We start from the raw sequence: 13118 nt of genomic DNA, 5'->3' as shown, positions 1-13118 counted from the left end.
CATGCTGAAAATCACGCGGTTGAAGAGCGCGTCCAGGTCCGGCGACTACTACGGAAAGGACGACTACTACGTCACGGGAGAGGCCAACAAGCCCGGGCTCGAATGGGGCGGTGAGGGCGCAAAGCTCCTGGGGCTGGACGGCAAAGCCGACCCGGCAGACTTCAAGAAACTCCTTCAGGGCCAGAATCCCGACGGCGCCGGGCCTGCCCTGTCAAAGCGTGACGAGGCCATACGAGCCTCTGATCAGGCCAAGACCTACGCCGATGCGGCCAAAGACCTACCAAAGCACGCGCCAGGCTGGGATATGACCTTTTCCGCCCCCAAGAGCTTTTCAATCATGGCGCTCGTTGCTGGCGACGAACGGCTGCAGGACCTGCACAATCGCGCGGTCCAGCGTGCCATGGACTACGCCGAGAAGCATTTCTCGGTCACCCGCAACCGGACGGAGGAGGCAGGCATACGAGAGACAATTACCGGCACTCTCGTTTACGCCACGACGGAGCACGGAATGTCGCGTGCCGGAGATCCGGCGATGCATAACCACGTCGTGGTGATGAACACGACCCGTTGCGAGGATGGCAAGTGGCAGGCTTTGGAGACAAGGTATCTCTACAAGAACATGCAACTGCTCGGCCAAATATATCAGGCAGAGCTCCAGCATGGCGCCCGCGCGCTTGGGTATAATGTTGTCGCCGGCAAAACGCCGGGCACCTGGGAAATTGCCGAGTTCACGTCAGGCCGGTCTGCCAAGCCTCTCGACTCCAGTGCTGGTCCGGCACAGGAACTGATCGAGGCCTACTCCCGCCGGCATGCGATCATCGAGGCCAATATTGAAGCGGCCACCGCCGAGAAGGGGCGTCCGCTCACTGCAGCCGAGCGCCAGGCCGTTATACTGAAGGACCGGCCAGATAAGCTTTTGACCCCGCGTGAGCAGGTCCGCGAGGGCTGGCGCGAACTTGCGACATCGATAGGCGTCGACCTCGATCGGCTGAGAGGGGCGGCCGTCGAGCGGGAAACAGGGCAGGACCTGTCGCGCAGCCGTTTCGGCGAATTTGGTCTGGTTGGTCGTGTGCTTGGCTATCTGGATGAAAAAGTGTTCGGCAATATTCGCGATACCTCGCCTCAGGCGTCTCTTGCGTTCGGCCTGCGGGCGCAGGAAGCGCAAAGCACCATATTCACGCAACATGCGATCATCAGCGATGCCATGCGGTTCAATGGCAATCTCCATCGCATCGATGATTATCTGCAGACCGGCTTTTTTCAACGCGCTGAACTGGTCAAGGCAAACAGAAGCCGCCTCGAACACATCACTACGCAACGGGCCATCGATCTGGAGAATGCCCTGGTCGAACAGGTTTCCCGATCGAAGGTGTCGGCGGAGAGTTTTACCCCCGCCGACGTGGATCGCGCGATCTGCCAGGTCGTGGCCCAGGGCAAGGCATTCGCGCCGAACGCCGACCAGACAAAGGCCGTGAATCACGTCCTGACGGACGGCCGGCTTTTTACCATGATGCATGGCTCGGCCGGTGTCGGCAAAACGACGACCTTTAACCTCCTTCAGCAATCCCTCGACACATTGAGCGAGGGACGGCGAGAGATGTTTGCGCTGGCGCCCACGCACAAGGCCCGTGGCGAAATCCCCTCGAATATTCCCTCGGAAACCGCCCAGCTGTTCCTGCTCAGAAATACGGCCCAGACCGGACAAATCGTGCTCGGCCCCTCGGCCCAGGCGCTGAGGGGCAAGTATCTCCTTCTGGATGAAGCTTCGATGTTCTCGAACCATGATTTGAAAAGGATCATCGACCTGGCCGAGGCCGCTGGCGTCGCAAAAGTCATATTGTCGTTCGACGAGCGTCAGTTGGCGTCGATGGAGGCCGGCGCGCCGGCACGGCTGGCCATGCACCAGGGCGCCTCGACAGTCACAATGACCGACAACATCCGGCAGAAGGAGATGCCGGTCCTGCGCGACGCCGTGATGAAGCTTGCCGCCGGCAAGACCTACGATGCGCTTCCATCGTTACGGCCGTACATCATCGAGACGAAGTCTTCGTCGGACTTCGACCTCGCGGCCGCGGCGGTCGAGAAGTGGCGTGAGCTCGGTCCCGAAACAAAGGTTGTGGTCGCTACCAACAAGATGCGCGCCATGGTCAGCGGCATGATCCGCAATGAACTTCAGAAGGATGGTCGGGTTGGCACCGAAGACATCCTGCACACGATCTACACCTCTGAGGGAAAGTCGAAGGCGGAACTTGCCATCATTGGCAGCTATGCGGTGGGTCAGCATGTCATATTTCACCAGGCGGATCCAACCAATCGTATCGGCAAACACACTGTCCACGAAGTGGTCGGCGTCGACCATTTCCGCAATCGCCTGGAGCTTTGGAGTGAGAGTTATGGCAACCGCTCCGTCAGTTTGAAGGACTTGACCGAAGGTACAAAATCGCCCCGGTTCGGCATCTTTCGACAGGATCAGATACGGCTCTCTGTCGGCGACCAGCTTGCCTGGAACATCACCGACAAGAAGCGCGGGATCACCAACAATAACGAATTCACCGTAGCGCGCATCCAGGGCGATCGCATCACCATCCTGCAGGACATCGAACAGGAAGGCGGGAAGGTTCGCCAGGAGCAGGTCATCAGCTTGAAGGATGACCATGTCGCACATTTCATGAGCCACGCCTACGCGATCACCGCCAATAGGGCGCAGGGCCAGTCCTTTGGCAAAGCCATTGCGGTCCTGGGGTCTCAGATGGGCGAGTTCATCAACCACGCCCGGGCCTACGTCATGACCTCGCGCCCAAAGTATGACTTTCAGTTCGTGACGGACGATATCAAGGCATTGTTTCGCCGCCTGGCCGAAAACGACGGGATCAACCCAAGTGCGCTCGACCACATAGGAGACGCGGTCGCACGCAGTCTTGACATCAAGCAAACCGAAAAAGAGCCATCACCGGATAAGCAGAAGGTGACCAAGGAAGGCGAGCCGAAGATAGGCTCAGAGGAAGAGAAGCAACCAAAGCATGGCGCCGCAGGGACATCCGAGGACGCAAACAAGGAGAAGCAGATCGGCGAAAAGCAGATCACCGTCCGGGAGATCGGCTTCAGTCTCTGACCAGCGCTTCTGTCGCTACCCGATAACCTGCCGATAGCTACACATCAGGTGCCAGCACAAGGCGCTCGTCCTGCCCGGACCACACCACTTCGACCACGCACAGGCCGAATTGTTGGCATGCATCCCGGATGAGCAGGGCATTGCCAATCGAACGGCCGCATATTTCCGGCGCCTTGGCGGTTACGGTCGCGCCTGTCCTGACATGGGCGGCGAGGTCGGCGAAAGACGCAAATCCCGCGCTTGCCGCCAAGGTCTTCAAGGGACTTTCCAAGATGCCGAACCGATATGTAGGAAGCGCAGCGAATTATCGTGCGCCAAGTGATTGTGGTCGGTCGATGCGATCATGGCGTCTTCCCTCAGAAGTTAACGGAGTCTAACTTCAGGTGGAATCGCCGTCGATGCCCGCTGGGGATAAGTCTGGCGGCAGCGGTGCATAAACGGCGTGGACCAGTGCAGATTCATCCAGCCGTCGTCGGGCCTACTGCAGGCCGACCATTCGCATTCACGTCATTGCATGAGCGCGTCGTTGTCCATATTGGCCAGGGCCGCCAGCCGGGCCGAGCGTCTAAGGTTTTCGGTCATTGCGGCCTTCTCACCGGGTGTCGCGGTATAGGGAACAAATCCGGGCGTCCGGCTCGGATCCGGGATCGTTGGAAACGCCTGATCCGGCTGACCCGCGAAGACGCCAACGATGTGACTGTCCATGGCGCGACGCGCGCGCTCGACCCTTGTCCCTTCGATCTCAAGGCGCCCTGCACCCGGCCCGAGGCGCTCGATGCCCCTGGCATTGCAAAGCCAACCAAAATCCCTGGCGTCGAGCTTTATCGTCGTGGCCTGCAATCCGGCGCGCAATGCAAGAGCAAGCGACCGCCGCAGCCGATCTTCGACCCGCGACACGGGCGTGCCGTCGGCAGACTGCGCATCGTGGTCCGCCATCAGGTCGACGAGGATTTCAAATGGAAAGGTGGCGCCGGTCCGAGACATGGCCACAAGGATGCGCCATTTCGCCTATTCGTCAAGCGCCGCATGAGTGCCGGTCATTGGGACAACAGTCCCGGCAAGGCAGCGTTCATCAATGTCTTAGCGTTTTGGAAGGCTTTCACTTACCGAATGTTTGTGAGTTATGTGCAATACCACAAGCCACGGCGGAGTGACTTGATGGACTATTTCTATAAAGAAATCGGGGTACTTGAGACCTGGGTACTCTTCGCGAGCACGTTCGCATTGATAGTTGCCGCGCACTACATGTCATTCCGTCAGGCACTGAAAGCGGAGGCCTACGATTGGCGCAACCGTCCTCTCCGAAGTGTTCTATCCTTGGCCATTCGGCACGAGCTTTTTTATGTAAAGCACGTCCCCGTGTTGATCGGGTCAGTCTTAACACTCGTGACGGTCACAGTCGCTCTGTAGCCAAACCTGCGACCATTTTCGTCCCGTCAGTATGGTGCTGAGCCGCCATTTTTGCTGCCTTACCTGATACGAAAAGCACGAACCGCTTGCCTGTTAATCCCCGATTGATTTAAATCAAGCGGCGCTTGATTAGCGAGAAACGGGCTGTCGGTTCGTGGGGCCAAGAGGGGGAGGACAATGGCGACTTTCAGCGTGTGCGGCGAGTTGCAGTCGGATGAGGACGACAATCGGTTCCAGGCCGCACTTGCGGACCACTACCACAACCGCAAAGGCGAGCAGCCCGCGTGTCACTGCCAGGATCCACCCATTGCGCTCTATATCGCCCGCACGGGCGATCGCTATGTCCTGAAACGCTGGCCCAATACCGGTTGGCAGCACAGGTACACCTGTCCCAAATATGAACCGCCGGCCGAAGCGAGTGGGTTGGGCTCGCTGCTGGGCGGCGCAATTCGCGAAGAGCCGCTTACCGGCCTGACGTCTCTCACCGTTGATTTTTCTCTGAAAAAGGTGAAGCGCGCAGATGGCGCGGCCTCTGCATCCCTATCTCCAGACGAGGCCGCGAATGACGGCCCGTCCTCGGACAGCGGTAACAGCCGGAAACTCACCTTGAAATCCATTCTGCACTATCTCTGGGACAAAGCGGAATTTTGCCGTTGGGTTCCGATGATGGCGGACCGGCGCAACTGGGCGGTTGTTGCCAAGCATGTGCAAGAGGTCGCAAACGGCACGCAGATCAAGCAGCAAACACTCGGCCACCTTCTCTATATTCCTCCAGTGTGGAACCAGGCTGAAAGCGATCGTCTCAAGGCGCGGAGGCAGGGCTTTTTCGGCGCCTTTTACAGCCGCACGGGTCCTAAGCGTCTTGTGATGGTTCTCGGCGAAGCCAAGGAGTTGTCGCCGTCCCAGTTCGGCCAGCGACTCGTAATCAAGAGCATGCCGGAGACACGCATATTTCTCAGCGATCAAAAATACGCGCAATTTGCAAATCGGTATGGATTCGAGCTCACTTCGTGGCGGGAAAATGCCAACGGCTCCGAAAGTTCGAAAGGCCATCATCTGGTCGTGCTGGTGACGGCGGCGGTCAGCGAGAGCGGGGCACTGCTCGTCGAGGATATCGCTGCCATCGCCGTCAATTCGCAGTGGATCCCATATAGTTCATTGCACGACCGACTGGTCATCGACTCGGCCGTGGCGCTACGCCGGAAATTCCTGAAGCCCATGACCTACAATCTTGGCAAGGGACGGACGCTGCCGTCGATTATCCTCGTTGACACCAAACCCCTGCAGGTAAACATCTTCGTCAAGACCGCATTCGACAGCGAGATTCTCAACCGTACCCGGGATGAACTTATCAATGCGTCACGCGGCCACTCGCTTGTTTGGGAAACCGAGAGCGGGCAAGGGGTCTACGACCTGATCGAGGGTCTCGGCAGAACCGCACCGGAGCTGGCGGAGTGAGTGCAAAGCAAATTGCTCTTCTCCTATTCCTCTGGACGCCAAACCCGACCCAGCCGGGAGTCCTCAGCGTCGTTTTTTCATTGATCAGGATGGCGTTTTTGAGCGCCGTTCTGATCATACCCGCAATTCTTCTCGGACTTGATCCAGACGGGCTCGCCGGCGGCGCCATCGTCTGGGCAATTTTTGTCCTGTTCGAAGAGCTTGCAAGGCTGTCGATCGTCATCGGGGCGCACAATCGGTGGCGAGCAGGTTCGATCTTCACAATAGTTGTTGTTCTGGTCGAAACGGCTGGCCTGTATCGCCCCGAGCTCGGCCTGATGGAGTACGCGCTCATCCGGTTACCTACCATCATGCTCCACGCCCTGTACACGGTCGCGATGATCGGACTATTGGCGAAGCGCGAGTGGCTCCCGATCGGGTTTGCCAGTCTGGTACTGTTGCATTGGATGTACGACGTCATAGCCTCAGGTCTCGTGCCGTAAACCCTTACCTAGGCATTGCGAACGCGGAAGGTAGGAGATACAGCCACGGAGTGAGCATAGTGGAGGCCGTGGTGTTTGAAGTCCGTTTCGATGTTCGGGAATATGAAATCGACAGCCAGGGCGTCGTCAACAATGCAGTCTACTTGAATTTCCTGGAGGAAAGCCGCAACCTGTTGCTAAAGGAGCACGGTTTCAGTTATTTCGCGCTGGTTCAACAAGGGGTGCACCTTATGGTGTCCGATGTCGAGTTGCGCTTCAAGGTGTCGTTGCGATCGGGCGATCAGGCTTTAATCCGCACGACTGGCAAAAGAGCAGGCGCAAAATACCTCTTCGAACAGCAGATTTATCGACGCGCCGACAACAAGCTGTGTGCCTCAGCTGTCACCTCCATCATTTGCGTCATCGACGGTAAGGTCACACGAGGCGCATTTTTCGACAAACTCGAGGCCGCTCTGGCGATGGAAAGCTAACCTTTCCGAGCTGGGCGCTGACCCAAGTTTATCGTCTAAAGCCGGTCTATGAAATCCTTGTGCTTCGGAGTGCGAAGTGCAAGGCGCATGACATCGTCACGCATACGACCGGCAATTATTACCAAGTCGTCGGCATTAAGGGTGTCAGCGGCTGCGTTTCTGTCTCTGGCCGTAACGCCCATGCCGCTAAAAAGGCTGAGCCAACTGGGATCTCGAAACGTGTCCCATTCGTGGCGAACGAGATAGCCTTTGGTTTCGAAGAGGGCAATGCGATGCCTTAACTCATCCGGAATTGCAACGTTGGAACAGTCTCTCCAGAAGGCAGTATCATCTCGGCGTGTGCGGCAATAGTGCAGGATAATGAAGTCCCGTATCCGCTCATATTCAAGTCTTGTTGTCCGATTAAACTCCTTGGTGGCGTCTTCGCAAAAGCTTTCGGTCGGAAAGAGCTTGAGGAGCTTTTCGATGGCCGTCTGGATCAGGACGATGCCGGTCGATTCCAGCGGTTCGAGGAAGCCGGCGGCAAGGCCCACGGCGACGCAATTCCCTTTCCATGTCTGCTGACGACGGCCGGGGGTGAAGCTCAGATGGTTTGCGTCTGCCAGCACCTCGCCTTCAAGCGACTCTCTAAGGCGGGCTTCCGCGTCTTCCGCGGAGATGTGTCGGCTCGAGTACACATACCCATTCCCCACCCGGTGCTGGAGCGGAATGCGCCACCGCCAGCCGCTGTCTTCGGCAACTGAACGTGTATAAGGCGCCCAGTCACCGCCATGCTCACAAGGCAGTGCAACGGCGCGATCACAGAACAGCCACTCGCTCCAGTCCTCGTAGCCGACGCCCAGTGTCTGTCCTAACAGCAAGCTGCGGAAACCCGAACAATCAATGAAGAGGTCCGCAGCCATAGTACGCCCATCGTCGAGCGTCACATTCGCGACCAGCTGTCCATCAGGCGACGCGGATGCAGTTGCTATTTTTGCATCGATATGCCGAACGCCCCGCGCTTGGGCATACTCTGAAAGCCACGCGGCGAACCGACTGGCGTCGAAATGCAGCGCCCAGTCAAATATCTCCAGGTCGTTTGACGGTGCCGTAGATGACGGCGCGAACCGGCCTTGCAGAGCCATCTGGGTACATAGGCTGTATGCGCTAAGTGGCGCGGTTTCGCCCAGACTGTTCAGCCGGTGCCAGATATGGTGGAACTCCAGATCGCGCGGACTGACACCGTAAAGGCCGAAGGGGTGGAAGAACGCCTCACCCTTTTTATGCCATCCTTCGAAAGCGATTCCGAGCTTCACGGTAGCCGATGTGGCCCGCATCACCTCTCTAATGTCGACCTGAAGAGATGCGATGTAGTCGCGAATAGCGGGTACGGTCGCTTCGCCTACACCTACTGTACCCACCTGCGAGGATTCAATAACGGTAATGCCCAAGCGTCCAGCAAAGTTCTTAGCCAGCGAGGCTGCGGTCATCCAGCCGGCAGTCCCCCCGCCCACAATCAATACAGTTTGAATGCCTTGCATATGTCTTCCCGGACTATAAGGTTTTTACATACTAGACTGGCTGCCTGTTCCACCAAAGCAAAGTCTCTTGGGAGACGCGTCGTCAGTTGAACGCATTGTCCCGTATCCATTTCCTGAGCTGGTTTGCCAACTCCGGCGTCATCTCTCCGAGCACGGAGCGCGCGTGTGGGGGCAAATGTGCGGCAGGATCCCCGTCTGCTTCGAAAATATAATGGTCTGCCATACTGCGCCATGCGGCGCGTTCAGCCTCTGGCAAATGGCGGATCGACAGGAGACCGTGTATCAACCAATGGAAGGGGGTACCGCACGCTTCCGGGTAGTCTCGCCACCAATAGTTCACCAACATGTTGAAACCGCTCAATGCCTCTACATGGTGCCACCATGGGCTCGGTATATAGATTGCGTCTCCTGGCTCAAGCTCGCAGACTATCGCCATTTTTGCAGCTTCTGAAAACTTCGGGAAGGTCAGAAGATCCGGATTTCTTGGGTCAACCAAGCTGACCGGCTGGCCAGCCAGTGTAAAGTCAAGCGGCCCAACATAAAGGCTGCCGACGGTCTCAGGGGGGAAAAGCAGGAAGCGGCGTTTACCAGCAACCACGACCGCCAAATTATCCGCGACGTCGAAATGTGTTGCTACCCGTGTCCGGTTACCAAGCCACATTCGCCCCCCTACCAGAGGCGTGTAAGGGTTTGGGTTCTCGTCAGAAAAGCGGCTCAATGTATCGTCGATGGGGGTCGACTGGATGAACAGGCCAGGTGGCTTTGGCGACGATCTCAGGTGAAGGAGGTGTTCAAGGAAAAGCGGCAGGGCGACTTGCTGCCGGTTGAAATTCAGCCCTCCCAGGTCCGATTTGTAGAAGAATAGGCCTTCCGCCTCGGCTGGGGCGACAATCACGGGCAACTCCCGTTTGACGGCCTGTCCAGCCAGGTAGCGCGCAAGCTCTTCGTCTGATTTGTTCGCGCGTTTGACCGCGGGCCATGTAGAAGCGAAATCCCTGATAGCAAACGGCGTGCGCGCGGCGGCGAGTCGCCGGAACTGTCCAGGATCTACCGCGTCATAGCTGGGTACTGAACTTGCGGTGTCAAAAACAGTGGTCATCATGGTCAACAAGAAAGAAAAGCCCTGGCGTCAAGCGCCAGGGCAAGGCTAGCTCTTTGGGAGGAAACGAAAAGAGCCAGTTCAGTGACAGGGAGATCTGTCCACCCTCCCAAACCACCCCTGCGTAATTGTTGGCGACGCAGGGGGGGGAAGGCGGTTACTGTTTGCCGGATCAGAACCGTGCACGCAGCCCGAAGGTGACGCGGCGTTCGTAGAGGTTCTGCGAGGACTGCTGGTTTTCCCACTGCATGTAGTAGGTTTCCTTTTCCTCAGTGAGGTTCGAACCCTGCAGGTAAGCGGTGAGCCCCGGCATGAATTCGTAGGACACCGACGCGTCGACGTAGCTCGTCGGCGCCTGCCAGAGGTTCAGGCCTGGCGTACCCCACAGAAGGTTCTCGGACACCAGACGGCGCGAGCGGTAGTTGTGGGCGACACGGGCCTGGAGCGGTCCGTCCTGGTACCACACTGCAACGTTGGTCTGATGCGTAGAATTGTCGGGGAAGGCGCGTTCGTCGCCGGACAAATCCTTGCCCGGCCGCGTTGACGGCGAGTAGGTATAGTTGGCGTCGACGCCGAAGTTCGACCAGAAGCCCGGCAGGTAGGTAAAGGCTTGCTTGGCGTTGAACTCGACGCCCTTCAGGATGCCGCCTTCGCCCTGGACAGGGGTGGACAGGGTGATCACGCGCGACCCGCCACCTGTCTGGTCGTTTTCGAGTGACTGGCGGCTACCGCTGGCGACGAAGCTTTCGACCTCGACGTAGAAGATGCCGACGCTGAACATCGAGCCCGGCGCGTTATACCACTCGAGCGAAACGTCATAGTTGGTCGCACGCCACGGATCGAGGTTCGGGTTGCCGTTTTCCGAACCGCTGATGACGATGAAGTTGCCAGCCGAGTCGAGCGCATAGTTTAGCGCCTTGGCGCCACCCCACTGTTCCAGGTCCAGCAGCGTCATGTTCTTCGCGTAGCCGAAGCGCAGCTTCAGGTCGTCGCGGATATCAAAGGCGAGGTTGGCCGAGGGCAGGACATCGGTGAACGACCGGTTGGTGATGACGTCGCCGCCATCGGCCGCAGCCGCGCCATACTGACCGCCAGCGCCAACGATGTTCTGTTGGATGGTCAGGTCGGTATTGACGATTTGAACGCCGAAGTTAGCCGTGAAAGGCCACATGGCTTCGCCTTTGATGTTGGCCTGGAGGTAGGTGGCTTCCTGCTTCACATCGACGCCATAGCTCTGACCCGGATTGGACCAGCGCACAGTCCCAGGAAACTTGCCGTTCACGAAGCCGTAAGGGTCCATCAGGGCTTCAGCCGAAACGCCCCAGCCGGTCGGGATGCCGCTTGCCCCGCCGAATGCGTTCACCTCCGTCACCGCATCGCCCAGAGAAGCTAGGGTAGTCGGTGCCAACGCGGTGTAGAAGTTGGTGCCGTCACCCGCGGTACAAGCGCCCGCCTGGTTCAGAACGACGTCCGAGGCCTTCCACTTTACCAGGCAGCCGTTTCCACCTGGATTTTGCGGCCCGCTTGTCGACTGTGCCTTGTAGAGTGGTGACAGATAGTCGTAGGCCAGATTGTCGACCGAACGCTCGGAACGGCGATAGCCGAAATCGAGGCTGACATTCTCAGCGACATCGTAGCTCGCGTCAAAACGCAGCACGTTCATGTCCGCCGTACGGTCGAAGTTGTTTTCGGACGAGATGCCGTCGATTGCATAGTTGTTCACATTAGCAAACCGGGCACTGTCGAAGCCGGAGAAGGAGATTGCGGCGCCATTGCCGGGGTTATCAACCGTGATTGGAACCAGGTTGGAGTAACCATTCGGAGCCGTGGCGACCGGCGTCGTGCTGCCGGGATAGTAGCCGGACCCCGCACCCCATTGACGTTGGTCCGCCAGGGTAGCGTTGATCCAGGCATTGGTGCGAGCCTGGCTGGCGTCGGCAGTGAGTGCGCGCAGTTTGTAGCGGAACTTGCCGCCGCGATCATAGGTGAGAGCGATGCTGAAATTATCCGCGTCCGACTCGATCCGGCCGACTTCGGTGAAGTTGGCGATGCGCTGGACATTGTAGAGTGCCGACTGGACCGTAAACAGATCCTGATAGCCGACGTCGGTCGTCTTCAGCGGCTTGAACCAGCCCCAGGAAGACCACTTGCTTTCAGCGACCAAACCCACTTCCGAGTTCCATTGGGTCTGCTCAGTGTGGAAGTATTCGGCATTGAGCTTGACGCCGTCGGCAATGCGCCACTCAGCCGCCAGGTTGATACCGGTACGATCACGACGGGTCTTCTTGTCCATCGCGCGCCAGCCTTGATAGGCAACAAAGCTGTCGTTCGTATCACCATCACCGTTTTGATCGCCGCTCGAGAAGGCGAGGCCGTCATTGACGCGACCTGTAACCGGATCATAGTTGGCCTTCACAAAAGCCCAGCTTTCGCCGGCCTTGCCCGCCCAACCAAAGTCACCATTGAGGCCGTTGTAACCATTGGCAGCGGTGATGTCAGACTTGGCGACCGACAGCAAGACGCCAAAGCGGTCATTGCGCCAGCTGACCAGACCGTTGATGGACGGCTCCCATTCCTTCGTTTGGTCTCCGTAGGTGCCTTCGACCGCGCCGGCGAGGGTCAGACCACGCTTCAGGTCGAACGGACGCCAGGTCTTCAAGTTCACCGTGCCGGTGATGCCGGCACCCAGTTGGTTGGCAGTTGCCGACTTGTAGACTTCGGCGCCCATCATCAGCTGTGAGGGGATATCGCCGAAGTTCGGCTGAACGTTGGTTATCGAGTTCGCGCCCAGGAAGGCTTCACCGTTCAGGAAGGTCGAAACCTGCGGAAGGCCACGGATGTTGACCGCGCCGGCTTCACCAGCTTCACGGCGGACCTGGACACCAGGGATGCGTTGCAGCGCGTCGGAAATCGTGGCGTCGGGGAACTTGCCGATGTCTTCCGATGAAATGGCATCGACGACCTGAACGGCGTCGCGTTTGATCGAGACGGCGCGCTTTTGAGAGTTGCGGATACCGGTGACAACGACGACTTCAGCATCTTGCGCGGCTTCAGGCGCTTCGGGTGTTGCTGCGGTATCCTGTGCATGGGCGGTCACTGCGAAAGCAAGTGCCAGCACCGACGACGCGGACATGGCCCACGCCTTTTTGGAAACAATCATAATTCCTCCTCGTCAGCTCGTTCACGGCTGTGAAACGCAACTTGAGGCAAAACGGTCGAACACGCAACTTAAATAATTCAATTTGATTTAAAGGTATGGCACCGCTAACAAGTTAATAAAATCAATGGTATAGAGGTGCATCGTGCGGCGTGGCAAAATTACCACAATTATATGTAAATAATAAGGCCCAGACCGGCAATCTCGGTCGCATTGTATCCGGCTACCTTCCCACGACGCCGGAGCGGGCGAGAAAGCCTCAGAGAATGCGAGGCAACTAGTGACGAACAGCCGGGGCAAATGGGTGGGAATTGCCATCTTTCCCTGTAGACACTCACCGCAGGAGGAAATCGCTTGATCAATTAAATCAAATTTATTTAATATATGTAGCACGGGAAGAATCGCAGCTG

General features: G+C 57.9%; 9 protein-coding genes. 4 read left to right on the top strand and 5 right to left on the bottom strand.

Going from position 1 to position 13118, the window contains the following annotated elements; all coding sequences use genetic code 11:
• Window position 1: 1 nt before the first annotated feature.
• Window positions 2–3112, top strand: coding sequence for a MobF family relaxase (mobF, locus tag J2X24_RS15385; protein WP_209723568.1), 3111 nt, complete (start codon window positions 2–4; stop codon window positions 3110–3112).
• 37 nt (window positions 3113–3149) lie between these two features.
• Here mobF and J2X24_RS15380 read toward each other — a convergent pair whose 3' ends face one another.
• The gene (locus J2X24_RS15380; RefSeq protein WP_209723565.1) at window positions 3150–3371 is read right to left on the bottom strand and encodes a hypothetical protein; all 222 of its coding nucleotides are present in this window, start codon (window positions 3369–3371) and stop codon (window positions 3150–3152) included.
• A 248-nt stretch (window positions 3372–3619) separates the two neighbouring features.
• Window positions 3620–4102, bottom strand: coding sequence for a hypothetical protein (locus tag J2X24_RS15375; RefSeq protein WP_209723562.1), 483 nt, complete (start codon window positions 4100–4102; stop codon window positions 3620–3622).
• Between the two features lie 597 nt (window positions 4103–4699).
• Here J2X24_RS15375 and J2X24_RS15370 point away from each other — a divergent pair.
• From J2X24_RS15370 to J2X24_RS22795, 3 genes are all read left to right on the top strand, one after another.
• Window positions 4700–5980 (top strand): DUF1173 family protein, encoded by a 1281-nt coding sequence (locus J2X24_RS15370; protein WP_209723560.1) that lies wholly within the window; start codon window positions 4700–4702, stop codon window positions 5978–5980.
• Between the two features lie 98 nt (window positions 5981–6078).
• A complete protein-coding gene (locus tag J2X24_RS15365) occupies window positions 6079–6462 on the top strand; it encodes a hypothetical protein (protein WP_209723557.1) in 384 nt (127 codons plus the stop codon).
• Between the two features lie 59 nt (window positions 6463–6521).
• On the top strand, window positions 6522–6932 hold the full coding sequence (locus J2X24_RS22795) for an acyl-CoA thioesterase (RefSeq protein ID WP_209723554.1): 411 nt from the start codon (window positions 6522–6524) through the stop codon (window positions 6930–6932).
• Between the two features lie 35 nt (window positions 6933–6967).
• Here the strand turns inward: J2X24_RS22795 and J2X24_RS15355 are convergent, their stop codons facing one another.
• From J2X24_RS15355 to J2X24_RS15345, 3 genes are all read right to left on the bottom strand, one after another.
• On the bottom strand, window positions 6968–8452 hold the full coding sequence (locus tag J2X24_RS15355) for a tryptophan halogenase family protein (protein ID WP_209723551.1): 1485 nt from the start codon (window positions 8450–8452) through the stop codon (window positions 6968–6970).
• 82 nt (window positions 8453–8534) lie between these two features.
• Window positions 8535–9554 carry a cupin-like domain-containing protein gene (locus tag J2X24_RS15350; protein WP_245344744.1) on the bottom strand — a complete coding sequence of 340 codons (1020 nt, stop codon included), beginning with the start codon at window positions 9552–9554 and terminating at the stop codon, window positions 8535–8537.
• 169 nt (window positions 9555–9723) lie between these two features.
• Entirely contained in the window at window positions 9724–12711 is a 2988-nt protein-coding gene (locus J2X24_RS15345; RefSeq protein ID WP_209723546.1) for a TonB-dependent receptor, read from the bottom strand.
• Between the last annotated feature and the right edge of the window lie 407 nt (window positions 12712–13118).

The organism is Asticcacaulis solisilvae (genome assembly GCF_017875235.1).
Taxonomy (GTDB): Bacteria; Pseudomonadota; Alphaproteobacteria; order Caulobacterales; family Caulobacteraceae; genus Asticcacaulis; species Asticcacaulis solisilvae_A.
This window is presented reverse-complemented; position numbering and strand designations above follow the sequence as displayed.

Excerpts from the sequence above, each read along its gene's own strand:
- mobF (WP_209723568.1), top strand. The coding sequence starts at position 2 with ATGCTGAAAATCACGCGGTTGAAGAGCGCGTCCAGGTCCGGCGACTAC.
- J2X24_RS15345 (WP_209723546.1), bottom strand. The coding sequence starts at position 12,711 with ATGATTGTTTCCAAAAAGGCGTGGGCCATGTCCGCGTCGTCGGTGCTG.
- J2X24_RS15370 (WP_209723560.1), top strand. The coding sequence starts at position 4,700 with ATGGCGACTTTCAGCGTGTGCGGCGAGTTGCAGTCGGATGAGGACGAC.
- J2X24_RS15350 (WP_245344744.1), bottom strand. The coding sequence starts at position 9,554 with ATGATGACCACTGTTTTTGACACCGCAAGTTCAGTACCCAGCTATGAC.
- J2X24_RS15355 (WP_209723551.1), bottom strand. The coding sequence starts at position 8,452 with ATGCAAGGCATTCAAACTGTATTGATTGTGGGCGGGGGGACTGCCGGC.